This window comes from Arsenicibacter rosenii, from assembly GCF_001870735.1.
Lineage (GTDB): Bacteria > Bacteroidota > Bacteroidia > Cytophagales > Spirosomataceae > Arsenicibacter > Arsenicibacter rosenii.
Genome location: NZ_MORL01000008.1, coordinates 80,465 through 107,464, shown reverse-complemented (window position 1 = coordinate 107,464; position 27,000 = coordinate 80,465). Strand labels below are relative to the sequence as shown.

Here is a 27,000-nt window from a genome sequence, read left to right as displayed (position 1 = left end):
AAGTCATAGTTAACTATCGGGAACTGTAGAAAAAAATCCACATGTGTAGAAGGTAAAGTGTAGAGAATTGACGCACCCGGGGTTTGTTTAACGACTCTTAAACAATCCGGTAAGATATTAAATTATTGCTAACTGGCTAATATATTGGCATTTATGGAGGCGGGACAGCTTTTTTTTGTGTACTTACATATTTAGGCACATTATTTAATATAGCTATAATGAAGTACCGTAAAATATATTGCTTGTGGAGAGGACAATGGGAATAGGCGCGGGACAGCAATTTAGACCAGCCGTTGTAAGTAATATGAACACCGTAAAACGTGTCCTGATCGTCGATGACGAGGCTGATATTTGTTTATTATTATCAGGCTTGCTCCGTCGGATGGGGTATCAGGCAACTTGTGCACATTTTTTAGAAGAAGGCCGTCGTTGCCTTCGCACACAGGATTTTGATGCTGTGTTTCTTGATCTTAATCTGCCCGACGGGCTTGGTTTTGATCTGTTGCCCAACATAAAAGGGACACATAATGAGACAAAAGTCATTATGATCAGTGCCTTCGACGGTCTTGCCGAAAGAAGACGGGCCACCGAGCAGGGAGCCGACTTTTTTATTGGCAAACCTTTCACACGTAAAACTGTGGAATCAGCTTTACAATCCCTCCAGGTTTGAGTATTTTTGTTTTGCATGTTTACCGCGAAAAATAAAATCAGGCGAACAAAAAGGTGTTGAGCACTGCCGTTAATGGTCAGCAAACATCATGATGCCACCGACTGTACGTACCTTTCCCATGATCTGACGTCCTGCCAGGCACTGAATGAGGTAAGCGTGTGGATCCGGAGCCAGGCCGCCGACTAATTTTCAGGAAAAACGTCTGCCACTTCATACCCATCATCACCCATAACATGGAGCGTATTTTAATAATAGACGATAACAGCGATATCTGTTTACTGCTCGAACGCTTTCTGAGTAAACAGGGATATAAGACCGCTTCGGCGCTTAAAGGCGAAGATGGTTTAACCTTATTGCGTAAAGACGCCTACGGACTCGTCATATGCGATTTTAAGCTGCCTGATATTGATGGCCTTGAAATGCTCCGGCGGATTAAGGTATTGAACCCGGCTACTGCTGTAATTATCATCACGGGATACTCGGATGTCAGAGTGGCGGTACAGGCCGTGAAATACGGTGCCTTCGACTATGTTACAAAGCCTCTCTATCCCGACGAAATTCTGTATACGATAAAAAGTGCTTTTGAACGCCGCGCGCAGATGATGGCCCAGCCTGTTGCTCCGGCCGCTTCATCAGCTTCCCCTGCTGCTACTCCGGCCAGCAAAGCGGTAGGGCGACCCGCAAAGACAGCTACACTTGCCCCGAACGGGAAACGCTTTATTTTCGGAAAAAGCAAATCCGCAGAACAACTCCAGAAGCATATCGAATTGATTGCACCGACCAACATGTCGGTTATCATTACCGGCGAAACCGGTACGGGGAAAGAGTTTGTGGCCAATGCTATTCACCTGAGAAGCAAACGCGCTGATAAACCGTTTGTGGCCATTGACTGCGGTGCGCTATCAAAGGAGCTGGCCGGTAGTGAGTTGTTCGGCCACACGAAGGGCGCTTTTACCGGTGCACTGAATGACAAGGCCGGTAGCTTTGAATTTGCCAATGGCGGCACCTTGTTTCTTGATGAAATCGGGAACCTGTCCTACGATAACCAGATCAAGCTCCTGCGGGTATTGCAGGAACGAAAAATCCGTCGGATTGGCAGTAATCAGGATATTTCGGTAGATGTCCGTATTATCTGTGCTACCAATGAGGACCTGCGCGATGCCGTTCGGCAGGGGCGTTTCCGGGAAGATATTTTTCACCGGCTCGATGAGTTCAGAATTGAGCTGACGCCGTTGCGTGAGCGCCGGAGCGATATCATGATATTTGCCGATCATTTTCTTGAACTGGCCAATAACCAGCTTGAAAAAGATGTCAAGGGATTCGAAGACGATGCCCGTGAGAAGCTTAAAGACTACTACTGGCATGGAAATCTTCGTGAGTTACAGAACGTCATTAAACGGGCTGTTTTGCTGACACAGGGGGATTATGTCCTGGTTGAAGCTTTGCCGCATGAAATTGTGCACCCTACCTATCTGGCTCCGGAAGAACCGATTATGCAGACATCACAGGTGATGGATACATTGCGGCCCGGAACGGCGGTTATTACCCAGCCAGCCAGCAACCTGAAATCGGTTTCTGAAAACGCTGAACGGGCTGCCATTCTGAAAGTGCTCGAAAAAACCGGATACAACAAAACCAAAGCAGCAGAAGTGCTGAATATCGACCGTAAGACCCTGTACAACAAATTGAAAGCATACGATATACATCTTTAAAATGAATAAGTCTTAATGAATAATGTATAATGAGATGTGCAGCCAATTCGCTGACGGATACCATTATACATTATTCATTAGATCATTGTCCATTTTTTAATTCAGGCTTACCCCGAGAGAAATCATGCCAACGCCGTTTTTGGCATTACCCAGAATAGCCCGCGATGCGTCTGAATTGGCAATCCGCTGTAGTCCCTGGCCATAACGTAAGCCCAGAAAAGCTTTGCCGAAGTAAATATTCAGGCCACCGGCAACGCCGTAGTCAAATTTGTTAAAAGCGTCCCGGTTAAGTGTTGTCGTTCCACTTCCAAAATCACCATTCGTGCTGATATCAGAATTAAGCAGATAAGAGGCATAAGGCCCTGCCTGTAATTCGACAGCATTACCCAGTTTGAATGTTGCCAGAACAGGAAGCTCGGCGTAGTTCATCCGGAATGTATTGCGGCCTGTGAAGCCAAGAACATTATAATTTGCCGAAGCCCCCTTTGTTGTATATAGTAGTTCGGGTTGGATAGCGAAGAATTCGCCGGCCGGAATCTGAGCGAACACACCGGCGTGGAAGCCATAGCGTTCTTTCCGGTCATTCGCGTTTGCGTTATCGTAGTACAACGTGCTGGCGTTGAAACCACCTTTGATCCCTGCACGGACTTTTGTCGTTGATTGTGCCTGCGTTTGCTGCACGGCTTGTGTGCCGGCAAAAACAACGGCACTTAATAACAAGGCTTTACTCCATTTTGTAGCCATCTTGGTGAGAAGTTTTATAGTTTTGAACTAATTCGCTGTCGTATACCGCTGTCGCAAATTCGTGCCAGAATCATATTCCGGCAAAAGACGGGTTCTGTTTAGGGTTGATAGTCAGCGATTTACTACTATTGATTTACTATTAATCTTTGGACAGTCCAACTGGAGCCATAGTCATTTGCGAGGAGGAGGTTCTACAGTTTGGGGAAGAACACTATCATGAGCGTATGAGTACGAGACAGGTTTCCGAACAGCCGGGCCTCCCATTGGCACAGATGTTAGATCTATTGCCTGATGGTGTGGTATACTACCAGACTATCCGCGATGAATCAGGGGAAGTTGTTGATTTTCAGCTGGTGTATTTTAATCAGCAGATAGCGAATATGGCTGAAGGCCGGTATGAGGTATCTCCCGGCTTATTGCTGCTTGGAGATAATACGGCGCATGAAGCCTCGATCCGGCCACTTTTTGAGGAGTACAAGGCGGTACTGACTCAACGAACGCTACGGGAATATGACTACTTTGACCCGAACCTGAAAGGTTATTTTTCCCTGCGCATTAATAAGCTGAATGACGGGGTTCTCGTGTGCAGCCGGTTGATCGACAAAACGGCATCTCTCCGGATCCAACAACAGGCCACCTTACTCCAGAATGTGCTGAATGGCTCCATTAACGGAATCATGGCCTACCGTAGCCTTCGTGATGAGGCAGGTCATATCGTTGATTTTGAACTGCAGTCGGCCAATAAGGCGGCAGAAGAAATGCTTGGCCAGCAGGCAGGGGAGATTGTTGGCAAAACCCTGCGCGAATTATACCCCGAAGAAATCGAGATGGGGTTATTCGACTGGTACTGTCAGGCTGTAGAGCGTGGTGAGCCGCAACGCACGCAGGCCCGCTATCATGAGCCAGTCGGGATTCGCTGGCTCGATTTGTCAGCTAACCCGCTGGATGATGGTATTGTGGTTACGTTTATTGACATAACGAGTAGCCGTGAAGCGCAGGTACAGATTGATAATCAGGCCAGTCTGTTTCGTACGATGTCGCAAAGTGTACCAGATCTCGGTGTGCTGGTCTGCGACCGCGATTACCGGATTTTGTTTGCCAACGGCGACCTGCCCGCTATTTTCCTGACGGAGATCAAAGACCTGGTCGGGCATATGCTGGAAGAAATTTTACCGGCTGAGATGGCTGCTTATATCCGTCAGAACTTTTCGGATGCGCTCGCCGGCCGCAGCCGCTACATGAACGAAGAAATTGCGGATCAGTATTACGAAGTATTTGTCGGACCGGTTAATGATTCGGAAGGCCAGACGGTGATGGCCGTTGCCACATTACGCAATATTACCGCTGTAAAACATGCCCAGCAGCAGCTTGAATCATCGGTCAATGAATTAAAACGATCCAATCAGAACCTTGAGCAATTTGCTTATGTGGCATCCCACGATTTACAGGAACCACTCCGGAAAATTCAGTCATTCGGCGATGTGCTGCGCGACCAGTATGAGGAGGTTCTGGGCGATCAGGGAACGGATCTGATCCGGAGGATGCAGAGTGCGGCCAGCCGGATGTCGGTCCTGATTCGCGACTTACTGATGTATTCACGGATTGCCTCCTATCGGGAAGCGTTCGGAAAAATTGACCTCAATCAGGTACTATCTGAAGTAACGGATGACCTCGAGGCAATAATTGCTGATAAAAAAGCCATTATAAAAGCAGAGACCTTACCAATAATACAAGGTTCTGCCTTGCAGTTACGGCAATTGTTTCAGAACTTGCTATCAAATTCCTTGAAATTCAATAGAGCTAATGTGCCGCCGGTAATTGAAATTACTACGCAGAACCGGTCGGCCACAGAATTGCCTTTTTGGTCTGAATCCGATAAAAAAGCAAGTGCCTATGTCGAGATTACTGTCTCTGACAACGGTATTGGTTTTGACCCGGCTTATTCAGAACGCATCTTTCATGTTTTTCAGCGATTGCATGGTCGCAGTGAATATAATGGAACGGGGATCGGGTTAGCCATTGTTCAAAAGGTAATTGAAAACCATCAGGGAGATATACGGGCAACGGCAGCTCCTGGTGAAGGGGCAACGTTTACCATTTTATTGCCGTGCCGGTAAGCTGTCGTTGTAGACTCTTTTCAGTTTAACTTGCTTATAAGCAGTATTTTAAAGAAAACGCCATCAGAACATGTTAATATTAATTGCTGACGACGATGCGGATGATCGTATGTTTCTGGAGCAGGCACTCCGACAGAGTGGCTATACGAACGACATTCGCACAGTCGAAGATGGCGAAGATTTGCTGGATTATCTCCGGCAACACGGGAAGTATGAAGGCCAGGAAACCCCGTGGCCAACCTTGCTGATTCTGGATCTGAATATGCCCCGCAAGAATGGCTTTCAGGCCCTTTCCGAAATTAAGGATGATCAGCGGCTGCGTCGTTTACCGGTAGTCGTCATGACTACCTCTGCCGCCGATGAAGATGTCATAAAAACGTATAACCTTGGTGTTAATTCATTTATAACCAAGCCATTTAATTTTAACAGACTTGTTGAAATTATTAGTGCACTGAAAGTGTACTGGCTCGAAACTGTTAAATTGCCCAAATAAACCGGGGCAACCAGGTGAAGTGGTTAACGTGTTACCGGACCGCTATCCATTTGGCATAATCCATTCGGTTTCACGGACACAATCCGATGAACTCAACGTTACTGTATCGCCTGGCCGGCCGATTTGATCCGTAAGCGATGTGGTAGATAGCTTAAACACTATGAATCAACTGGAGCTAACACTGGACGTAACGACTAAAAAAGACAAAATCAATGTCTTGCTGGTCGAGGATGATGAGGATGATTATGTGCTGACCCGCACCCTTGTTTCGTCACGGGAGAACGCAAACATCCGCCTTGACTGGGTGGATAGTTATGCCGATGCACTGAAAGCCGTTTGTAACAATAAATACGATGTGTACCTGGTCGATTACCGGCTGGGAGAATATACCGGTATTGACCTGATTCAGGAAGCATTCCGGCACGGATGCCATGCCCCGATGATTTTGCTCACAGGTCAGGACGATTTCAGCGTCGATCAGTCGGCTCTGGAACTGGGAGCCGCCGATTATCTGGTCAAAGGCCGGATTGATGCCCAGGTGCTGGGCCGTAGTATTCGTTATGCACTCAAGCAGGCCGAAACGCTGGCTGAGTTGTCGAAAAACGAAAATAAGTACCGTACCCTGTTTGAGCGATCAATGGACGCCATCTTTGTGATGGATAATAAAATGCAGTTCCGTGATGCAAACCCTTCCGTTGAACAACTGCTTGGTTATTCCCGGGAAGAGTTGCAGCGGCTGAATCCGGCCCGCCTGTTTGTGGGCCTTGATTTTCTGCGGCAGTTGCGGGTAACGGTGCGGGAGTTTGGCCAGATCAAAGATTTTGAAACAACGCTGATCAGTAAAAACGGTCGCCGGCGCATTTGCCTGATCTCGGTATGGTCGGTTGAGGATGTGATGGGGCAGACCGACTGGTATCAGGGCATCGTGCGTGACATTACCGAACAGAAACGCGCCCAACAGGAGCTGATCATTGCCGAAAAGCTGAGCATGACCGGAAAAATTGCCCGTAGCATTGCGCATGAAGTCCGGAATCCGCTCACTAACCTCAGTCTGGCGCTGGAACAGCTGAAAGAAGAGCTGCCGTCGGACGATGAGTACCTGACGATGTATACCGACATCATCAACCGGAACGTAAACCGGATCGGTCAGTTAATTACCGAAATGCTCAATTCGTCTAAGCCCCGTGAACTGGACCGGAAGGCGCAAAGCCTCAATGATGTGGTACGGGATACGATTGAACTGGTAGCCGATCGTCTGAAACTGAAATCAATGCAGTTAATAACCGACTTTACCGAAGAAGACTGTACGGTGATGATTGACCGTGAACAGGTAAAAGTGGCGTTATTGAACGTATTTATCAATGCCGTAGAGGCCATGGAACAGAACAAAGGCGTACTGACTATCCTTACGAGTTGCACCGACGACGATGAACTGGTTTGCGTAATGGTCTCCGACAATGGGAGTGGCATTACTGAAGAAAACCGTAAACGCCTTTTCGACCCTTTCTTCACTGGTAAATCGAGTGGCATGGGCCTTGGTCTGACAACTACACAAAACATTGTCAACAGCCATCGTGGGACAATTGATGTAGAAAGCCGTTTGGGAGAAGGTACCACCTTTAAGTTATGTTTCCCTAAATAAACGGAGTCATTGCATGAACCGCCGGGCCGGTTACCCCATGCTTACTGGGTAACCGGCCCGGTTATTTTTAAGCCAACCATTTTATTGTCTCCTACGATAATATATACTGATACTATAGAATTTATTTACTGAACGTAGAATAAGTGTGTAATAATCTCCCCAATGCTCCACGGATTTCCACATCTACAATAAAAAACCGAAACAATTTTATGGTAACTGGCACAGCAAGTGAAAATAATAACTCGCTTTTAATCAGCGAGTTTTAAGTTTTTTGTTACCTCTGTTCTATGTCTCCGTCTATAATGGCACTAAATCAGCTATACAGTTAATCAAAGAACAAGACAGAGAAAGCTATGTGGAGCAATACTCATTTTCCGGCAGCCATGCGATCGTTGAATCCAAGCACACGTGAGAAAGCGATTGAGATAGCAAACTTCCTTCTCGCAAACGGTGAGGTCGACAAAGCACAGGCCGTTGCCATCAGCATTGCTGAAGCACGTCGGCTGGCCCGTCAGGCACGGATGGTTAATGAGCCTGCTCCCGCTTACTCGTATACCCGCCGACTGTAATAAACCCTGCAGCGCGCTATCGTTCACCCGTTACCAACATTGAAAATTAACTTAACTTATGAACTGGAAGAAGAGTATCTACGACACCTTGACTAGCTGTGCAGCCCTGTGTGATGAGTCAGCAACTGCATGTTCAAGAAAAAACGATATTGAAAACTGGTACCGCTATATCTTCCTCAACCTTGATTGTGCAGATGTTTGCCGTCAGGTAGCCATGTTGTACGTACGGGGATCAGAAAACACCCGGTTATTGGCTAAAACCTGCATTGAAATCTGTGAAAAGTGTGCCGACGAAGCGGCTAAGTTTTCAACAGAAGAAAGCGCTCAGGTATTTGCGATGTGCCATCAGACGATCCGCAGCTGCGTGTCCATTCTGGAAATGGCCCATCAGGAAAGTATTGAAACAACCAATCCGGCAACAACACCTTCTTCTTTGTTTTACGGAATCGACCTCCGCGAAACATTATACAATTAATCGACAGTAATCAGCCTGGTACCGGCAATACCGGTACGAGCTGACATCGATAAAAATATCCGGAAGCAAGGGGTCATGGCAGGTAAGCAGATGTGGAGTGAGATAGTAGTTGCTGCCTGAATGCTGAAGCTGTAGAGGTAAAAATCAATAGCGGACAAAATCCTGTTATGATCCAACCCTTCCGGGCTTATTACTCAACAGTGAATCCGGGCCTTCGGGCCACGGTTTACGACTCTCAACGTTATGGATACGCAACAACAAAACAATGAACACCTTAAAAAAGTCCGTGAGCTGATCGACGATATCAAAATCGGTATGATGACGACAGTCGGCAGTGACGGCAAACTACTGAGCCGCCCGATGGCTACCATGCAAGTGGATGAGGCAGGGCATTTATGGTTCTTCACAAAAAAACATTCTCCGAAAACAGAACAGATCGACAATCATCAGCAATTGGTTAACGTCAGTTATGCCAGTGTGAGTGACGCGTCGTATGTGTCGGTGGCAGGTCATGCCGAAGAGGTAGATGATCAGGCAAAGATTGATGAACTTTGGTCGCCAATTGCTAAGCCATGGTTTCCGGAGGGAAAAGAAGACCCGAATCTGACCCTGCTCAAAGTAGAGATGGACACGGTAGAGTATTGGGACTCCACTTCCAGCCGCATGGTTCGTTTGGTTGAAATGGCACGCGCCATTCTGACCGGTGATACCTACAAGGAAGGGGAGAACGAAAAAGTAGTATTACATTAATTATGGTTCCGTAGGTGAATGTTTACCAGAGCGTTTCACCGGTATAGCTTCCTCTTTTTAACGAAGCCACTCCGCAAGGAGTGGCTTTTTTTACGACTCAACGACTTGACTCAATACGTACATGATTGTTAAACAGATCGATATTGGCTGGCAGATTATTCATCAGCAGGCCCATGGTTTGCTGGCGTTTCAGCTGGCCTTGTGCTGGAAAAAACAACTGCGCCCGACACATTGGGTTGAAACACTCATCGCCTTAACCGAACACGACGACGGGCAGGATGTGTGGGCTGAACGAAACCATCTGACTAAGGCCGGCGCCCCGCTCGACTTTAAAATACTGGAATATTCCGTGGAGCAATGCCGGAATATGATCCGGATTGGTCTGGAAAAGAGCCGCTGGAATGCCCTGATGTTATCCATGCATACCACATTCCTCTATGCTACTAAAAAAGGGCATGATAAGGCGCTGGATGCTTTTCTGGACGAACAGCTACAAAATCAGCAAACGTGGCGTGATGCCTGTGTAGCGTCAGAGAAAGAAGCAGATTATGCGTACGCATTTCTGCAGTGGTGCGACGCACTTTCGCTGATTTTGTGTCAGGACCTGCTGCCACCGGAAGGCCGGCGTCTGGAAATCAGCAAAGGGCCGGACGGAAAAACATATTTCATTTATCAGCAGCCTGAGGGGGCCGTCAGTGTTGATCCGTGGCCATTCGGGCAGGAGGCTTTTACCGTACATGTGGAAGCCTATCAGGTGCCTCAGTTAAGCTTTACGTCGGATGAAGAATTATACAATGCGATTCACGACTGTGAAGTGGTGCAGTTGATGTGGGAGTTTGTGAAGGGCAAATAAAAAACTCCCCGGGAGTTGAAAGCCCCGGGGAGTTGAAAGAGAACAGCTAAACAGCACTATGCCAGGCAGTGCAGCAGCACCGATGACCGCGCCGGTAGCGTAAAGCCTTCACCGCCACGTACAACTTTTTCTTTCGGGTACACCTGTCCTTTGGCTGTGTCGGCCAGAATATGCCAGCCTCCGCGGCTTCCTTTCGGCATATGGAACGTGAGGTCTTCCCAGTAGGCATTCATCAGCCAGAGCAGCATTTCTTTTTTGCCTTCCTTCTCGCCGATTTGATTGCCATCTTCCGTTTGTTCGTCTACGGCAGAACCGTCAATCAACAGGCCCAGGCAACGGGTCTGACCGTTTTCGTAATCACCGCTTTCCATTGGCTGGCCATCGCAGCGAAGCCACGTGATCTGATCGGTGGTATAGAAGCGGCGGCGGCTCAGTAAGGGTGTCTCCTGACGGAGCGCCGTGAGTTGAGCAGTAAAGTCGAATAACGCCTGCTGTTTATCGTCCCACTGCCAGTTCATCCAGCTGATTTCGTTATCCTGGCAATAAGCGTTGTTGTTACCCTGCTGCGTACGGCCGCATTCGTCGCCCATCACCAGCATAGGAGTTCCCTGGCTGAAGAAAAGCGTCGTCAGGAAATTACGCTTCTGGCGCTCGCGGAGTTCATTGATTGCCTCGTCGTCGGTCGGACCTTCGGCGCCATGGTTCCAGCTCAGGTTGTCGTTGTGGCCGTCGCGGTTATCTTCGCCGTTGGCGTCGTTGTGTTTGTCGTTATAGCTGACGAGGTCATTCAGCGTAAAGCCATCGTGAGCGGTAATCAGGTTGACGCTATGGGCCGGAGAGCGGCCGTCGTTGGCATACATATCCGGACTACCCAGTACGCGGCAAGTCATTTCATGGGCTTTACCTTCGTCTCCCTTCCAGAAGGCACGCACACAATCGCGGTAGCGGCCATTCCACTCTGCCCACCGCACGGGGAAGTTTCCAACCTGATACGACTGAATATCCCACGGCTCGGCAATAAGCTTCACCGGAGCCAGGATCGGGTCCTGTGCAACGGCATCCAGGAACGAAGACACGCGGCCGGTTTCTTCTTCGTCGCGGGTAAGCGCAGGGGCAAGGTCGAAGCGGAAGCCGTCGACGTGCATTTCGGTTACCCAGTAGCGCAGGCTATCCATGACCAGCTGCAGCACCCGTGGATGAGTTAAGTCCAGGGTGTTGCCCGTACCGGTATAATCCATATAAAACTCCGGCTGTGATTCAACCACGCGGTAATACGACCGGTTGTCAATGCCCTTAAACATGAGGGTCGGGCCATACTGATTCCCTTCGCAGGTATGGTTATAGACCACATCCAGGATCACTTCAATGCCTTCTTTATGAAGCGCCTTTACCATTTCCTTAAACTCGGTCACCTGCTGGCCCATCATTCCTGAGGAGGCGTATCCGTTGTGCGGAGCAAAGAAACCGATGGAGTTATATCCCCAATAGCTGTCGTTGGCAAACTGATGAACCGGCAGGAGTTCAACAGTTGTTACGCCCAGTTTTTTGAGGTAGCTAATGCTTTCGGGCGTACCGAGGGCCGCATATGAGCCACGAATAGCTTCACTGATAGTCGGGTGTTGATGCGTAAAGCCTTTTACGTGCATTTCGTAAATGACCGACTTATGCAGCGGAACGGCTGGCGGGGTATCCTCCCCCCAGTCAAACGCCGGATCGATCACCACACTTTTCGGGGCTGTAGGGCCGCTGTCGCTGTCGTTAAAGACACGGTGCCGGTTCTCATCCTGACTCATGAAGTCGTAACCAAGCAAGGTGTTATCCTGCGTTACAGGCGCGTTGATGGCCTTGGCGTATGGATCCAGCAGTAGTTTGTTCGGATTGAAATAATGGCCGTTTTCAGGCTCGTAGGGCCCTTCAACGCGATAGCCGTACAGTTGGCCGGGTTTAACGTCATCGAGGTAAATATGCCATACGAGCTCAGTGCGTTCGGTAAGCGGAATGCGTACTTTTTCCTGATCAGGTTTATCGGCGTCGTACAGGCAAAGCCATACGGCCGTCGCATTTTCACTAAAGAGTGCAAAATTGGTCCCCTCGCCATCAAAGTTGGCACCACGCGGGTAAGGCTTACCTGGCTTCGACTGAATCGACTCCTGCGAAGCGTCTGCAGTTTCTGTATTTTTCATAACGTGTAGTGTTCCTACCAAAACTATATTGAGTATTTGATAGGAAACTACAGGTGCAGGCAGAATGTTTTTAAATGTAGAAACGCAAGATCTTGCGTCTCCTCTAACATATCCTGTTTATGGCATCTCAGGCTGTTAATGCATTACAGCGCAGCGTTTTATGAATTTATAGCGCTGCCAGTGCCGCAGCTACTGTTTCGGCCAGTGGCGTGGTCGGGCGGCCGATCAGTGTCGACAACTGACGCCCCTCGTCAAATAAATCGCCTTTGGCAACGGATACGTCCCAGCCGGCAATGGCATGCGCAAAGCCTTCCGGAATGCCAAACGACGCCAGAACAGCCGCATATTCGCCTTCAGGCAGGTTTTTGTAAGGAATATCTTTTCCTGTTTGTTTTGACATCTCGGCGGCCAGGTCAGTCAACGTATAAGCCTGATCACCGGCGAGTTCATAGGTTTTACCCTGATGGCCTTCAGTTGTCAGCACGACAGCGGCAGCTTCGGCAAAGTCCTGACGGGCGGCTGAGGAAATTTTACCGTTGCCCGCACTGCCTAAAAATGCGCCGCCTGCCACGGCACCGGCTATCGAGCCGGTGTAATTTTCGGTATACCAGCCATTGCGCAGCAACGTGTAGGGGATGCCCGATTCAGCCAGCAGCGCTTCCGTCGCCAGGTGTTCACCCGCGAGGCTGATGGTTGACGTATCGGCATGCAGCAGGCTGGTATAGACGATCCATGTAACGCCGGCTTTTTGGGCAGCTTCAATAACGTTTTTGTGCTGAGCGGCCCGCTTACCGATCTCGTTGCCGGAAATCAGTAAGAGCGTATCAACGCCATTCAGGGCGGCTGTCAGTGTTTCCGGTTGTTCATAGTCAGCCTCCCGTACGTCGACGCCTAAATCAGCCGCTTTGGTGGCCGAACGGACCAGGGCGACAATATGTTCAGCGGCTGTTTTTTCTTTCAATATCGCTACCACAAGGCGGCCCAGCTGGCCGGTGGCTCCTGTCAATGCTATTTTCATGGTATTGTATTAGTTATCCTGATAATGATTCTGATGGCAAATTTCAGCATAAAAAAGGGAGCTATAAAGGTAAAAACGGGTAAAACGATGGTACTTTTCAGCCGCTACCGGGCCGGATAGCTTTCTCTGAACGCAACAGGGGTTTTGCCGGTATGCTTTCTGAAATATTTCACGAAATAAGTAGGATCATCGAATCCAAGTTCGTAGCCAATTTCCTTTACCGAAAAGCTGGTATGTACCAGCAGGCGTTTGGCTTCCAGCATGACGCGTTCATCGATCAGGTTTTTTGGCGATTTATCAAGCGTACGGATGGTGGCCGTGGTGAGTTTCTTTTCGGAAATATGCAGTGCTCCGGCATAGTGACTCACCGATTTTTGCGTTGCAAACTGTTCTTCCAGTAACTCTTTGAACTGAATGGTATAGGCAAGATTCAGGTCCCTGGCGAGTTCGGTATAGCCCGCGCGTTTCCGTTCGCGTTCGGCCTTTGTCAGCAGTGCTTTCAGCAGGCTATGGACAATGTCGTATTGATAGGCGTCATTGTCATGGGTTAGCTCCGTTTCAATTTCATTGAAAAGCATCTGGAGCGAGGGGAGATGGCCAACGGGTAGGGCTGTGGTTTCGAGCAGATCATTGAAGAGAATAGAACGGTGCAGGGAGGTAGTATCTTCCTCGGTTCTGGCAAAGAAATCGTCGGTAAACAGGAGGATTTTACCGTCGTGGGGGGCATCACTGGTGAGGGCTTTAACGCGGTCTTTATTGATAAACAGAAACGAGTTCTCCCGAATCTGGACTGGTTCAAAATCAATCAGAAAGGTAGCGGTGCCTTGCTGTACCCAGACGATGTGGTAGAATGTAGCCCGATGGGGACGGGTAATCGATTTATGGTTCTGAACGGTTTTACGGATCGGAATCACCTCAATTTCCATAGGGAGTCCGCCCTTAAAATTGACCTCGGTAATTTTTGACATGAGACCTTACGCAAGCGTATTACAATCAGCGGCGAAAAGCCTAATATAAGCGGTTGCTGCCAATTCCGTCGGTTGCCGGAAACAAAAAAGCCTGCACCCAAAGGGCGCAGGCTTTCCAATCCCACCATTCACTACACTACCAAGGCTAGCCGAGTCATCGAATTATGTGCCGATTCGATGCTCTCTTTCTGACGCAGCAACAACTCACGGGTGCTGGCCGCCAGATCAGTTTCTTGTAAGACAGCTGTATAGTCGTTCAGCGCTTCCTGGTCGCCGCGCTTACATTCTTCAACTGTCGCTTTATCATCATCGCTTGCAAAAGCAGATTTAATGTTGATCCATGCACGGTGTAAGTCCGATAATACACTGGTGCTGTTGTCCGGATCTCCGCCTAAAGCGCGGACTTCACGGTCTAATTCCATCGCATACTCGCTGCGCTGACGCGACTGGGCCAGAAACAGGCTTTTCAGTTCGGCATCCTTAGCGTTTTCAGCGGCTTCCTGATACCCTTTTTCGGCATCGTGGCTACGGGTCAAAAGTTTGTTGAGTGCGTCGAGGATTTCACCCCGTGTTTCTTTAACTGTCATGATTTCGTTGAGTTAATGGTAATTGTTTTTAAGCTTGATAGACTTTGTCTACAATTACAACGTAAAAGTTGAATAAATGTCTTTTAATGGCAACTAAAACCTATTATTTGGTTGGGTCGTGCCCCCAGTTTTTGAGCGAATAGGCCCAGTTGCTCTCTTCCGGATGCGCAGGTTTCTGCGCGGAGTGCCGTTTAATGTAACTGACTACTTTCTGCATGTGCTCATAGTCGGTACTGTCTAACTCACTCACTTTCTTCTGGAGAATGTGGATAATTTTTTCACCGGACTGATGACCGATTGACTCTGTGCTATCGCCTTTTTTCTGGCCAACAGCTTTAGACTCATCGGTTTTAAGCCAGGATTCTATTTGTTTCGGCGTCATGTTGACCAACGCCTCGAATTTGGCGCGAATATCCTTTTTCTCTTTATCGTCTACCGTGATCGTTGCCATACGTTAGTGTTTTCTGACTTCGCTGGCTGATTTTACCACCTGGTTCCCATTATCCTGTTTGATAACCAGAGCGGGTTCGTCGGCGGAGCCTTTTCGTTTCACTTGTTTACCTTTAATGGTTTTGGTTATGTCATGGTCCGACACCTTGTCGATCCGGCCGTTGGCTGTGCCGGTGCCGTACTTCCATGAAACCTCATCGCCTTTTTTCAGCGTTGCCATGTGCTTACCGGTTAATGATTAGTCGAGATCGCCGTTTTTAGCCGCTTTCTTCATTTTATCATTTGCGAAGACTGCGATATCAACCCGACGGTTTTTGGCACGACCTGCTTCCGTGTCGTTATCGGCTACCGGTTGGCTTTCACCATAGCCTTTTTCATCAATCCGGGCATTTTTTACGCTCCGTGATTTCAGATAGGCCGCTACGGCATCGGCCCGACGGCGCGACAATTTGAGGTTATAATCATCAGGGCCTGTAGCGTCAGCATGGCCTTCGATAACTATGTCCGTGTCGGGATATTTGTTGAGCGTTTCGGCGAAATCATCCAGTTGCCGTTTGGTGGTGGACTTCAGGTCATATTTGTCCACATCGAATAAAATATCGGAACCGAATGTAATTTTAATGCCTTCACCGACCCGCTCGACGGTTGCGTTAGGTAACTCGCGCTGCATCTCCTCTGCCTGCTTGTCCATGCGCCGCCCGATTACTGCTCCTGCTGCGCCACCCACGGTAGCCCCCAGAATCGCACCAATGGCCGTGTTACCTGATCTCCGTCCAATAACACCTCCGATAACAGCGCCTGAACCAGCACCGATAGCCGCTCCCCGCTGTGTTTTGTTCGTGTTATTCTTTATGTTTTTGCAGCTCATTAAACCATCTCCGGTAACTAAACTGACGGCCAATGCAACAATGGCTACTTTTCTGCTGTGTTTTTTTCTGATCGTGTCCATAGTGGGGTAATGATTGGTTGATTTGTCCAGTCAAAGGCCAAATGCTGTACCAAATTTTACCGGATCATGATGAGTAACGCCAGGGATGAGAGGCAATGTATTGTTTATCAGTGTTTTGTGGTCCGGCTTGTTGTCCGAAAACCATGGGAACGGGAACCTGTGCCAACACCAGCCGGCCCTTTTGCTGAACAGAGTTTCCTCATTCTTGTAGAATCAATTCTACAAAAAAAGTAGAGTATTGGGGAGGGGAGGAGCAGAGTGGGGAGACGGAAAATGGGGCTTTGGGAAGAGGGATGGCGGGGCTTTACCAGATTAACTGTACGACACCGTCATAAAGCCGGAATTTTTCATCGGCGGAGATCACGGGCCAGTTTTCGGCCAGGGCAGTGGCGAGAATTAGCCTGTCGAACGGGTCGCGGTGCTGATCGAAGAGCGGGATAACCAAATAGCTTAAGATATGGGCATCCATAATAGGATAGACTTGAATACGCTCTTTTTGTAAATCCTTCGTAGATGGCTTCAATGGTCGTCAGCATAGTTTTGTTCTTTAGTCGTTTTCTAATATAACAAAAAAGCAGGACACGTGTCCTGCTTAAAAATCGATATCCGTGAATTCGAAATCGCGTTTGAGGGTAATGATACCGTCCTGCATACCAGGGTGATAAATGATCTCTTCGGGTTGTTCCAGCCGGTGGATATTGCCCATGTCGCGCCGTCGGTTGGCATTGCTGTCGACAATAAGCCGGAGACGGTAGCGGCCGGGTTTAAGCTTTGGAAAGGAGTAATTCTGTGTATTATAAGCGGTCCGGACGACCTTGTAATTTTCGTCGGTAAGTTCGAGAATAAAGTTCTTTTCCGGCCGGTTGATATGCCCTGCGATAAGTCCGTAATCGTCCGCTTCCAGCACCCTGTACACGTATTTCTGCCGCGTCAAGGTATCGCCCTGAACGCTGAAAAAGGCGCCTTTCTGTATCAGCAAGGTCATGGTATCGCGCAGGGTGGTCGTACGGGTAATACGGACCTTGGCCGAACGGTTACTCCACGTCAGGTTTTCGTCCTTCAGGGGTTGGGTTTTCGTACTATCTGTGCGGTACAAAAGGATTTTCGACAAGTCAGTCTGCTTTACGGGCTTATTGAAGGTGATGTTAATCTCTACGGCTTTATCCACGCTTTCGCCGGATTTCGGCGTAACATCGGCGTTGAACTTAGCCTTGTCTTTGGCCCGTGATTTCAGGGTCGAAAAATAAATGCGTTCCTTAAACTGATTCCGGTTCCCGGTCGAGTCTTCGGTTGTAATCAGCACATGGACCGTGTCAGTCGCGGCTTTGGCGGGTTGCTTATAAAGGCGGATCAGGGTCGGCCGTTCCAGAAACGAAATCAGCGTATCCGACGGGCTGGACAGCACGGTCGTATCACTGATCGATTTCAGGTATCGGATTGAGTAGCTGGCCATGCCACCGCTGAACTCGAGTCCGACGGTTTCGTCGGTACGCTCGCGGCGGCTGATGCGGGGCTTTACATAACTCTTAAAGGCCTTGAGATTGATGTTTGTGAGGTTTTTGTTCAGGTCAATCACCGAGTCGCGGAAGGCAATGCGCTCACCCGGCTGGTTGTTGACCAGATTCAGGTCCTTGTCTTCGAACGCATAAATCTGATACAGGTCCGATTTGACGTTCTCAAGCAGGTAGTTGCCACTGCTATCGGTGCGCGCAAAATACTGCGGCCGTTTGCGCTGGATCGGCAGCGTATCTTTCGGGCTGAATAACCCCACAACCATACCCAGAATCGGTTTACGGGTTTCCGCGTCTTCGACCGTTCCGCTGATTTGCAGCGAGTCAATCGTGTTGCCGGTACTGAATACCAGTTTGGGGTTTTTAGCAATGTTGCGTTCTGTGATGTCGCGGATCGCATCGGCAAAACTGATTGTGTAGGTTGTATTGGGCTGAAAGGGCTTGTTAAACGTCAGGCGGATACCCTCCGGCAAAATTTTCGGCACAAAGGTGTTGCTGTCCTGCGGGGTAATCAGCACCTTTTGCACCAGATTTTCTGCGTTGATGTATTCGCTGAAGGTCAGCTCAATGGTTTTTCCACGGTAGTTGAGGGCGCGGTTTGCCGGTATACTTTGCAGCAACACGGGGGCCAGAGAATCTTTTTTGCCACCCGGAGGCTGGGCCACCTGCGCGCAACGGCTCAGCAGGATGGGTAGCGAAAACAAAAAAAGTATAACAGGCAGTCTGTAGTTCATAAATAGGCTTCGACTTTGCAGTCTCCCGGGGATTCGCAATAAGCTGCGGTACATCCGGAGTACTCCGGCTACAAAGTTAAACGCTAACCCGACTATTTTTGATGTTAACCTTTCTTAAAAGGCCGTTTGTCATATTTCCCGTACGGAATACCATAAAATCCCTTTACATTCGTTTTACCCAAAGTTGTTTTTAATTCATGCAGGGAACCGTTATTCACTATGATCCATTGACGCGCTGCGGCGTGCTGCAGGCCGAAGATGGTCAGGTGCACTACTTCAGGGAAAACCAGCTGACAGATGCCGGTCAGGTTATCGATAACCAGCGCGTACGGATCACCGGCGAGGGGGAGTCGATGCAGATTGCGACCCGGTTATCCGCACTTTCGCAAACGCCGGCCGGTTCACCGCCACAAGCGGCTACGACGATCAGTAACGGTAAGCTCTCTCCGGCAGACTATGACCAGCTTTTACAATCGGCTCCGGCTTATCCGCCGTCTCCCGCACCGGTCCGGGTGGTTGAGCGCGAGTCTGGGGGTATCCGTAACTGGCCGGGTACGGTCGCGGCGGCGCTTGCCTTCGGGCTGCTGCTGATTGCCGGCAATGGCATGAAACCCGGGCGGCCTGAGCGTAATATTCCCCTGCTGACCTCATGGTGGGCGGTCGGGTCGGCGGTGTTGCTGATCGGGATGACGTATCTACAGGCCATAGGGGGCAGTTTACTACGGGTACGGTCGGCGTTCTGGCTGGTTGCTATCTGTTCCGGACTGGCCTATCTGATGCAAAGCTGCAAAGGTTTTGAAACGGATACGGTTACTCAATGGTATTTTTACACGCTCGTCGTGTTATGTCTGATTATTTACATTTTGCCCTACAATCGCAATCGTTCATGAAATCAACCCGCTATACATTATTCGCCGCGGCAATCGCCGGCCTCTTGATGCTGCCAGGCTGTGGGGGCTCTAAACGGGAAAAAAAAGAAGAAGCCGGGGCCAGTGAGCCATCGAAGGCCGAAAAGGCCCCGTCGCTGAAAGAGGTTAATTTTTTTCTGGAAACGTCGGCCAGCATGGGGGGATACCTGAAAGGCGGAACCGGGTTTAAGGACATTGTATCGGAGGTTGTCACGAAAGCCAACCAGATTAAGCCGGTAACGGTCTGGACCATTGCCGGTAAACCCGAAGCGTATAGCGGCGATGTCAATACGTTTGTGACCAGCCTGGCTACAACGCCGCTGGCAACAGGCCGCAGTTCGGAACTGCATAACATCTTTAAGCAGGTAGGCGACAAGGCCCGCGGTAATGCCATTTCGGTGCTGGTCTCAGACTGTATTCTGTCATTTCCGGATGCCGATATTAAAAAGAACCCCGAAATTAACCGCAACGATGCGTCGAGCGTGCTGAAAAATGCCATTTATGATGAGTTTGCCACGCTCAATAAGCAGGGCATCGGCGCGACGGTATATGCGTACCGCTCGGGCTTCAACGGCACATATTACACCTACCAAAACCAGAAGCAGACACTCAGCGGCGAGTCGCGGCCGTTTTATATCTGGGTAATCGGCAAGCAACACCTGCTGGCTGATTTCAACGCACAACTGCAGGACCTGCTGAGCACCAAACCGGCACAACGGCTGGATTTCGGCGCGGGTGGTGGTCTTAAAACGTATGATCTGCTGTTTTCGGTCAATAAAAAAGGCGATTGGCGGGCTGAACGCGGAAACGTAACCGAAATCAAGGCAGGCAAGAAAAGCGAGCCGGCTGAGTTTGCCATTGCGGTCAATCTGGGCGGATTACCAACCTATGCCCAGGCCGAAAACTATCTGAAACAAAACCTCAATATCAAGGCTGATAACGCCAGCCTGAAGCTGGTAAGTGTTAAACGCCGCGAAAACCTGGGCGCAACCCAGCGCATCAGCGACCGCGAAATGCAGCTGCTGAACGCGAATACGCACGTATTAACGTTTAAGATAGAAAGCCAGTTTGCCGAAGAAGCATCCGTCAGCGTGAAACTGCCGGTGCGCTTCGATACCTGGTATACCGACTGGTCGACGATGGATGACCGCAGCGCCGATGGCCGCCGCAACAAAACCTTTGCTTTTGAACACCTGATGAGCGGTGTTCGTGAAGCCTATCAATCGTCGGGCAACGACTTCATCAACCTGACGTTTAAGCTGGAAAAAGACTGAAATAAAAACCACTAAAACATGTTTATTACCCTGTATGAGCTTTGGTTGGGTCAGAATAATGACCCCATCTATGCGGATGAAATTTTTACGCCGGTCGGTGTGATTACGCTCATGGTGTCGCTGATTCTGGCGGCCGTCTTTTACGTCATTCTGGGGCGGTGGAAATCGGTATTTTCGGGCCGTGGTCCGTGGGTGATTACGTTGGTGGCCGCCCTGATTTTTGCCTTTGCCTATGCCCTCTGGTATGCCATGGACCGGACAGGTGCCGATGAGTCGGATAGTTACATGACAGGCTTCGGTGCCATCAATACGCTGTATGCGGCTATCTACTTTTTCGTATTTTCCATTGCCCTGAAACGCTTCTCCATCTTCGCCAAACATACGCCGTTCTGAAATAAAGAGCGAAAGAGTGAAAGAGATAAAGAGCGAGTGAGGGCTGTCGCGCTTCAAATGCATAGAGGTATGGCCTGCCTGATTCCGAGCCTGTGGTGATTGGCCGGATATTATTAAGGACGTGACAATCGTTGTAAGAGAATAATAGAAACCTCGCCGTGTTGCCGGCGCACTATTGGTGCCGGAAACACGGCGGGAGGACGGATACCATATGAAACTTTTTCTTTTTGGCATTGGGGGGACGGGAGCGCGTGTGCTTCGTTCGCTGACGATGTTACTCGCTTCGGGTGCCCAGGTCCCCGCTGATTTGACCATTATCCCGATTCTGCTCGATATGGACATGCAGAACGGAGACACCGAGCGGTCGCTCCGGCTTGTTGAGCTGTACCGGAGCATCCGGCAGACTGCTTACGAGCGCACGGGCGAACAAACAACGCGCCGGACTTTTTTTTCGACGCCTATCCGTCCGTTAGGGACGTTGCAGGCCGAAAATGCGCAGGAAAAAATCGGCGATTCGGTGCTCCCTAAACTGACAGATCATCAGGGCACGTTCGAAGAGTTTCTGAACGTCAGCAGTATGGACGAACTGGATCGCGAGCTGCTTAAACTGCTCTACGACAACTCGGCCAAGCCAACTAATGCGGAGCTGAAACTGAACCTGTCGGTCGGGTTTAAAGGCAATCCGAACATCGGCAGTGTAGTATTTAATGCACTGGAAGATTCGCCGGTGTATAAATACTTTACCGGCGCCTTTAACGACCAGACCGACCGGATTTTTATCATCAGTTCGATTTTCGGCGGTACGGGTTCGGCCGGGTTCCCGCAGCTGGTGAAGCTGTTGCAGCACCCGGGCCAGAAATTACAGATCCGGAATGCGCGCAAAGGTGCCGTTACGGTAATGCCGTATTTTGCCCTGGAAGAAAACAGCCAGAGTGCCATCGACCAGAACCGGTTCCTGTCAAAAACCAAGGCCGCCTTATCGTACTACCAGCACCAGATCAATCTGGATGCGCTGTATTACATCGGCGACCGGCCGGGAGCGAAACTATATCCGAACGTTGAAGGGGGGAGTCAGCAGGCAAACAGTGCGCACGTGGTCGAAATGCTGGCTGCCGAAGCCATTCTCGATTTTGCCCGTCGCGGTCAGGATGATTTTTCGGATGCCAAACGGTATTTTGAGTACGGGATCCGCCGTAATGACCGGATTCTGGACCTGCCTCACTTCGCCGATACGACTTACCAGCAGGTGTTGGATCCGCTGGTCCGGTTTACCTACGCCACCAAGTTCTTTACCGAGTTTGTGCCTAACAACCTGAGCGAATCGTTTGCGAAAAACCTCGGGTTGCCACAGCAGCTCCGGACCAGCACTTATTACACGGCACTGGACAACTTCATGAACCATCACTTCAAGGCATGGTTGCGTGAACTGGCCGGCAATGACCGGGGCTTTGCTGCCTTTGATCTGGAGTCAGACTTTAATGCACTCGTTCGGGCCAAACGGATCGAAACCGGCTTTTTTGACAAGGGCATCAGCACCCGGTTCCTGCAGGATGCCGCCGGTAAAATTGAAAACAGCCTTCAGGCCGGTTATCCGCAACCCGAAGCCCGCCTGATGCAACTGCTGATCGATATCGCTGACCGCTGTATGGAGAAGCTTGGGCCGATTAACCGCCAGCTTGCCGACGCGTAGGTTGGCAGGTCAGAATCGTTATTTTTGATAAAATACAAGAGACATGACATCTATTCATCTGGAAAGCAATCAGGACCGCTATACGATCTCAATCGATAAAAATGCCGTTGATAAAGCCTGGATGATTAAGCTCATCGAACGGCTACGGATGGAAGAACTGGCTCATCAATTAAACTTCGATGAGTCGGTGGAGGAGCTGGGCGAACAAATTAAGGCTGATTGGTGGGCAAAAAACAAATCCCGCTTTATCAATGAGTAAAAAAGTTGTAGTCATTGATACAAATGTGGTGTTCAAGGCGCTGCGTTTACAGTTCTCCTCATTTCGGGAGGTGATCAATCGTGACGAGTATCAATTTTGTGCGCCAAAGTTTTTGCTGGTTGAGATTTTCAAACACAAGGAAAAAATACTCAGGAATAACCAGCAGGCAGAGGATGATTTTTACGAATATCTCAACCTGCTGGTTAATCGTATTTACTTTGTTAATGAAGATGTTATTGCGCTGGGCTGTTATGTGGAAGCGTACCGTCTGTGTAAAGATATTGATGAAAAAGATGTCCCTTTTGTTGCATTAGCGATTGAACTCGACTGTGACTTTTGGACCTATGATTTTCTGTTAAAAGAAGGGCTTGTTACGAAAGGGTTTAGCCGTTTTTTTGAGCCTGTTTTTTGATACTACTTCATGTAGATTGGAGAATTGAATGACCTCCGATCCGCAAAAAAACACGATACTAAATGCCTCATATACTCCGCATTGATACTGATCCGAATGTCAGTCAGCAGAACCACCAGGGCTGGACACCAAGCCCGAACGGCTTGACCGGCAATCGCATCGAACACGTACCCGATACGCTGTCGGGCGCCGCACCCGGCGGCGCTGCCGGTCTGGCAGCCAAGGCCGGAACGTCCATTCCGTCGCCGTTTGCCCGGTTATACCTCTTTGATACGGCCTTCCGGATGGTGAAAAACCAGCTCCAGCCGCACGAACTGTCGATGTACCACGTGCTGGTGTCGCACTGCCTGGACTTGCTCGAACTGCTTTTTCAGGCGGGTGGCAGCGACGACCTGACTTACCGGGTCTGGAACCGGCAGGAACGACTCGACAAGCTGAAACAACAGCAGAATATTCCCGGCGCGGCTCACCGGCATTCGCATCAGATTCTGGCCAAAGCGCTGGAACTGGATTTCCGGAACGAGTTGGGCAATATTCAGAGCTTTACGTTTATTTATTACAAAGGGGCGCTGCTGGGCGGCACGTCGCCCCTGACGCTGGTCTTTACCTCGCCGAACTGGGAGCAGGAGCGGCAAAACCGGTTTATCGATCCGCCGAAAAGTGCAACCGGCCGGCTGTTGTTCCAGAATGAATACGTACCGCTTCAGTCCCGCGACGAGGCGTTTGTGACCTACCTGCGCCGGTTCTACGATCAGTATAACATGCAGATGCCGCAGGGAGGCTTCAAGGAATACCTCTACAAAGTCTTTTTCGACAGCCCGATGCCGGTGCAGATCGCGCAGGGCACAACGCTGGCCAACTTCATGCCGATCACAACGGGGGGCGAAAGCAACTCGCCGCTACAGGTGTTGCCGGGGCTGATGCTCTACCGTGTCCGTGAAGACGATGTGCTGAACGATATCGAAGAAAACAGCGACTTCGTTATGCAGTCGACGGTGGATTATTTCCAGCGGGAGGCACGGAACGGGGCCCCTACCAACGTCCGGAAACCGTTGGCGCTCGCCTCGCGGATGGATGTGTATGGCCGCTACGTGAAAAATACCAACTGGAACGCCAGCACGGTGATCATGCGGTCGCTGCTGAATGACCTGAGCCGTGGCGATCTGCTGAGCGAGCGTTATCTGCCGGGTGTCGACAATGTCCGGTATCCGTTTGTAACGACCGATGATTTTCTGGAAGATTTTCTGGTGAAAATGCCGTTTAAAATCAATAACGGCCGCTTTTTCACCGGTACAGCAGGAGACAGCGAATTTCTGCTGCCGATCCGGAAAGAGTATTTTAACTTTTTCCGTACGGAAGATCTGCAACGCCAGTTTGGGTTCCGCGCCGAAGATCGCGGCATGGACCGGATTGTGATTGCCACGCTTCAGATTCCGATCAAAAATAACCGGACCATTGAATTCCGGAAAGAATACAACCTGTCGCGCCCGGAAACCGTGCTCGACTTCCGGGCGGGGATGGCGTTCTTCCCGTTCTACCGCATTACCGTACCGGATACCTACCTGCAAAGCCTGAATCAGTATACCGTGATGCTGGTCGATGCGAGTCAGGACAATGCCAGTTTCCGCGCGGGTACGTCGGTGAAGTTCTACCAGCTGCCACAGGTCATTACCAATCAGCCGCTGAACGTACCGGCTCCCGATCACCGGACACCGAAGTCGGATATCACCGGAGCCGCCTCGTATTACTACAAGGTGCCGCAGGCGTTCGACCTGATGGAAGTAAAACTGGAACGTAACGGCATGCCGTATCGCGGCCTTGTGTTGCCGCAGTTTACGATCATTGACCAGCGGGGCTACAAGCCGTTTACGTTTGCCATCGACTTCGGCACGTCGAATACCCACGTGGCGTTTGCCGATTCGACCATGGGGAACGCCGATCCGAAACCGCTGACTATCAGCGACGATAAGGTAAACCTCAACCGCGATGAGCTGCAGATGGTAACGCTCAACAAACCATACGACGGCTATGAAGTAAAGAGCCCGTATGACCGTTACCACCTGAAAGTGAGCTATGGGCAGCTACCGGAAATGGAACGCCTGATCCGCCGGGAGTTTATGCCGTCGATTATTGGCCGTGAGCATGGGTCGCCGTTTGCGTTCCCGCTCCGGACAACGGTGTTTGAGCGCACGGGTATGACCGACAGCGGCGACAACCTGTTTACCCGGCTAAATCTTGGGTTCAATATCGACCTCGAAGACGGCAGTACGGGCGTGAACCGGTATGTGACCAACCTGAAATGGTTGTTCGAAAATCAGCCGGGCGATACCCTGAACCGGCCACGGGTACGGGCGTTTTTTGAGACGTTGCTGCTGATGATCCGGAATAAGGTTATTCTGAATCAGGGCGATGTGCAACATACCCGCGTGGTCTGGCTGGCACCGTCGTCGATGGGGATGGATGTGGAAGATAAGCTCGTGGGTGAGTGGGAAAAGGCGTTCCGGCAGGTATTCGGTCATACGCAGAACTTCTCGGCTCAGCCGATTCCGGAATCGCTGGCTCCGCATTTCTACCTCATTACCAAAGGTGTGAAGTCCTTTGCCGATGCGGTCAACGTCGATATCGGGGGCGGCACAACGGATATTATGCTGTTTATGAAGCAGCAGAACCGCTACCTGAATACCTCGTTCCGGTTTGCGGGCTACGACATCTGGGGGGCGGGCCTCGACCAGCAGGGCCATCCGTCGCACCAGAAAGACAACGGCTTTGTGCAGAATTACCTGCAATACCGCCGGTCGCTGAGTCAGGCTCATTCGTCGGAAGATCAGGTGTTTGAAACGTTCCTGCAAAACCCTGACCTGACGGCCGAAGACATTGTCAGTCTGCTGTTTAAGTACGATTCGCACTTCAAGTTTACCCAGTCGATTCAGGATGGGCGGCCTGCCCTGCGCATTGTATTGTATCTGCATTACAGTGCTATTGTCTACCACCTGGTTCAGATGACTGAGGCCCATAACCTGAGCCTGCCGCGTTACCTGACCTTTACCGGTCGGGGTAGTCAGTACCTGAACATGCTGGGCACCCGTACGCGCCTGATTCAGTTTACCAAGCTGCTCTTCAAGGCGTATACAACGCTGCCGGTTCCGCCTGATTTTGAGGTAATCCTGACGGATAATCCAAAAGAGACAACTGCCAACGGAGCGGTGCTGTTCGAAAATGCAGGGATGGAAAAGGCGCGGTATGAAAACCGGGAAACAACCTGCTACTGGGGCAATGAACCCGAAAAACCGGTTTCGTTCCAGTACCGGCTCACGCAGATCGGCGATGTGATTCCGCAGCAGGAATTTCACCATTCGGTGCTGAACAACGTGAAAACGTTCCTCGAAAAAACACTGAAAGACCCGGGCATTGCCAGCTTCCTGAGCGAATACAACATTCGCCGGCCGGAGCAGTATCTGGATTTTCTGGTCGGTGTCGACGTGACACGCAACGGCCGCCTCTACGACAGCTACATGCTGGCCCGTACTGGTCTGGAGCGTAATGCCGACAAGTTTCTGGCCGAAACGTACTTTTTCCTGCCACTCAAGCACGCATTATACGAATTATCGAAACAGATTGCTGTTTCATAACGACCATCGC

At 50.1% G+C, this 27,000-nt stretch carries 26 protein-coding genes; 16 read left to right on the top strand and 10 right to left on the bottom strand.

The features are described 5' to 3' along the window. Nucleotides 1-304: 304 nt before the first annotated feature. Nucleotides 305-670, top strand: coding sequence for a response regulator transcription factor (locus BLX24_RS16245; RefSeq protein ID WP_071504351.1), 366 nt, complete (start codon nt 305-307; stop codon nt 668-670). Nucleotides 671-903: 233 nt separating this feature from the next. Beyond that, nucleotides 904-2,382: a sigma-54-dependent transcriptional regulator gene (locus BLX24_RS16240; protein ID WP_071504223.1), complete on the top strand. Its 1,479-nt coding sequence runs from the start codon at nt 904-906 to the stop codon at nt 2,380-2,382. 96 nt (nt 2,383-2,478) lie between these two features. On the opposite strand, the gene BLX24_RS16235 is transcribed toward BLX24_RS16240, so the two are convergent. Then, the gene (locus tag BLX24_RS16235) at nt 2,479-3,126 is read right to left on the bottom strand and encodes a porin family protein (protein ID WP_071504222.1); all 648 of its coding nucleotides are present in this window, start codon (nt 3,124-3,126) and stop codon (nt 2,479-2,481) included. Nucleotides 3,127-3,398: 272 nt separating this feature from the next. Between BLX24_RS16235 and BLX24_RS16230 the strand changes: the two genes are divergently transcribed. From BLX24_RS16230 to BLX24_RS16200, 7 genes are all read left to right on the top strand, one after another. After that, nucleotides 3,399-5,243 (top strand): sensor histidine kinase, encoded by a 1,845-nt coding sequence (locus tag BLX24_RS16230; RefSeq protein WP_071504221.1) that lies wholly within the window; start codon nt 3,399-3,401, stop codon nt 5,241-5,243. A 70-nt stretch (nt 5,244-5,313) separates the two neighbouring features. Beyond that, nucleotides 5,314-5,736 carry a response regulator gene (locus tag BLX24_RS16225; RefSeq protein WP_071504220.1) on the top strand — a complete coding sequence of 141 codons (423 nt, stop codon included), beginning with the start codon at nt 5,314-5,316 and terminating at the stop codon, nt 5,734-5,736. Nucleotides 5,737-5,896: 160 nt separating this feature from the next. Next, nucleotides 5,897-7,378 (top strand): hybrid sensor histidine kinase/response regulator, encoded by a 1,482-nt coding sequence (locus tag BLX24_RS16220; protein ID WP_071504219.1) that lies wholly within the window; start codon nt 5,897-5,899, stop codon nt 7,376-7,378. 383 nt (nt 7,379-7,761) lie between these two features. After that, a complete protein-coding gene (locus tag BLX24_RS16215) occupies nt 7,762-7,947 on the top strand; it encodes a DUF2188 domain-containing protein (protein ID WP_229201826.1) in 186 nt (61 codons plus the stop codon). A 58-nt stretch (nt 7,948-8,005) separates the two neighbouring features. Next, a complete protein-coding gene (locus tag BLX24_RS16210) occupies nt 8,006-8,422 on the top strand; it encodes a four-helix bundle copper-binding protein (RefSeq protein ID WP_071504217.1) in 417 nt (138 codons plus the stop codon). Between the two features lie 243 nt (nt 8,423-8,665). Further along, a complete protein-coding gene (locus tag BLX24_RS16205; RefSeq protein ID WP_071504216.1) occupies nt 8,666-9,172 on the top strand; it encodes a pyridoxamine 5'-phosphate oxidase family protein in 507 nt (168 codons plus the stop codon). A 121-nt stretch (nt 9,173-9,293) separates the two neighbouring features. Next, nucleotides 9,294-10,025, top strand: a complete 732-nt coding sequence (locus BLX24_RS16200) for a DUF3891 family protein (protein ID WP_071504215.1) — start codon at nt 9,294-9,296, stop codon at nt 10,023-10,025. A gap of 56 nt (nt 10,026-10,081) precedes the next feature. Here the strand turns inward: BLX24_RS16200 and glgX are convergent, their stop codons facing one another. The 9 genes from glgX to BLX24_RS16160 all read right to left on the bottom strand — a co-directional run bounded on the left by glgX (nt 10,082) and on the right by BLX24_RS16160 (nt 18,425). After that, nucleotides 10,082-12,208, bottom strand: coding sequence for a glycogen debranching protein GlgX (glgX, locus tag BLX24_RS16195; RefSeq protein ID WP_071504214.1), 2,127 nt, complete (start codon nt 12,206-12,208; stop codon nt 10,082-10,084). Between the two features lie 166 nt (nt 12,209-12,374). Beyond that, the gene (locus tag BLX24_RS16190) at nt 12,375-13,226 is read right to left on the bottom strand and encodes an SDR family oxidoreductase (RefSeq protein ID WP_071504213.1); all 852 of its coding nucleotides are present in this window, start codon (nt 13,224-13,226) and stop codon (nt 12,375-12,377) included. A 104-nt stretch (nt 13,227-13,330) separates the two neighbouring features. Continuing rightward, nucleotides 13,331-14,194, bottom strand: coding sequence for an AraC family transcriptional regulator (locus tag BLX24_RS16185; protein ID WP_071504212.1), 864 nt, complete (start codon nt 14,192-14,194; stop codon nt 13,331-13,333). 131 nt (nt 14,195-14,325) lie between these two features. Continuing rightward, complete coding sequence (locus BLX24_RS16180) at nt 14,326-14,781, bottom strand: ferritin-like domain-containing protein (RefSeq protein ID WP_071504211.1); 456 nt, start codon at nt 14,779-14,781, stop codon at nt 14,326-14,328. Nucleotides 14,782-14,884: 103 nt separating this feature from the next. Continuing rightward, nucleotides 14,885-15,232, bottom strand: a complete 348-nt coding sequence (locus tag BLX24_RS16175) for a DUF3140 domain-containing protein (RefSeq protein WP_071504210.1) — start codon at nt 15,230-15,232, stop codon at nt 14,885-14,887. Between the two features lie 3 nt (nt 15,233-15,235). Continuing rightward, entirely contained in the window at nt 15,236-15,451 is a 216-nt protein-coding gene (locus BLX24_RS16170; protein WP_071504209.1) for a hypervirulence associated TUDOR domain-containing protein, read from the bottom strand. 18 nt (nt 15,452-15,469) lie between these two features. After that, nucleotides 15,470-16,180 carry a YiaD family glycine zipper/OmpA-like lipoprotein gene (locus tag BLX24_RS16165; RefSeq protein ID WP_071504208.1) on the bottom strand — a complete coding sequence of 237 codons (711 nt, stop codon included), beginning with the start codon at nt 16,178-16,180 and terminating at the stop codon, nt 15,470-15,472. A 304-nt stretch (nt 16,181-16,484) separates the two neighbouring features. Continuing rightward, complete coding sequence (locus BLX24_RS31730) at nt 16,485-16,703, bottom strand: type II toxin-antitoxin system VapC family toxin (RefSeq protein WP_262482994.1); 219 nt, start codon at nt 16,701-16,703, stop codon at nt 16,485-16,487. A 69-nt stretch (nt 16,704-16,772) separates the two neighbouring features. Further along, nucleotides 16,773-18,425 carry an Ig-like domain-containing domain gene (locus BLX24_RS16160; protein ID WP_071504207.1) on the bottom strand — a complete coding sequence of 551 codons (1,653 nt, stop codon included), beginning with the start codon at nt 18,423-18,425 and terminating at the stop codon, nt 16,773-16,775. A gap of 197 nt (nt 18,426-18,622) precedes the next feature. Between BLX24_RS16160 and BLX24_RS16155 the strand changes: the two genes are divergently transcribed. From BLX24_RS16155 to BLX24_RS16125, 7 genes are all read left to right on the top strand, one after another. Continuing rightward, complete coding sequence (locus BLX24_RS16155; protein WP_071504206.1) at nt 18,623-19,315, top strand: hypothetical protein; 693 nt, start codon at nt 18,623-18,625, stop codon at nt 19,313-19,315. Next, nucleotides 19,312-20,607: a hypothetical protein gene (locus BLX24_RS16150; protein WP_229201825.1), complete on the top strand. Its 1,296-nt coding sequence runs from the start codon at nt 19,312-19,314 to the stop codon at nt 20,605-20,607. The genes BLX24_RS16155 and BLX24_RS16150 overlap by 4 nt, the downstream gene beginning before the upstream one ends. A gap of 18 nt (nt 20,608-20,625) precedes the next feature. After that, nucleotides 20,626-21,000, top strand: coding sequence for a hypothetical protein (locus BLX24_RS16145; protein ID WP_071504205.1), 375 nt, complete (start codon nt 20,626-20,628; stop codon nt 20,998-21,000). A 211-nt stretch (nt 21,001-21,211) separates the two neighbouring features. Next, a complete protein-coding gene (locus tag BLX24_RS16140) occupies nt 21,212-22,690 on the top strand; it encodes a hypothetical protein (protein WP_071504204.1) in 1,479 nt (492 codons plus the stop codon). A 43-nt stretch (nt 22,691-22,733) separates the two neighbouring features. Further along, complete coding sequence (locus BLX24_RS16135; RefSeq protein WP_071504203.1) at nt 22,734-22,949, top strand: hypothetical protein; 216 nt, start codon at nt 22,734-22,736, stop codon at nt 22,947-22,949. Continuing rightward, nucleotides 22,942-23,361: a PIN domain-containing protein gene (locus tag BLX24_RS16130; protein ID WP_071504202.1), complete on the top strand. Its 420-nt coding sequence runs from the start codon at nt 22,942-22,944 to the stop codon at nt 23,359-23,361. Before BLX24_RS16135 ends, BLX24_RS16130 begins: the two co-directional genes overlap by 8 nt. 62 nt (nt 23,362-23,423) lie before the next feature. After that, nucleotides 23,424-26,990 (top strand): hypothetical protein, encoded by a 3,567-nt coding sequence (locus BLX24_RS16125; protein ID WP_071504201.1) that lies wholly within the window; start codon nt 23,424-23,426, stop codon nt 26,988-26,990. Nucleotides 26,991-27,000 lie beyond the last annotated feature (10 nt).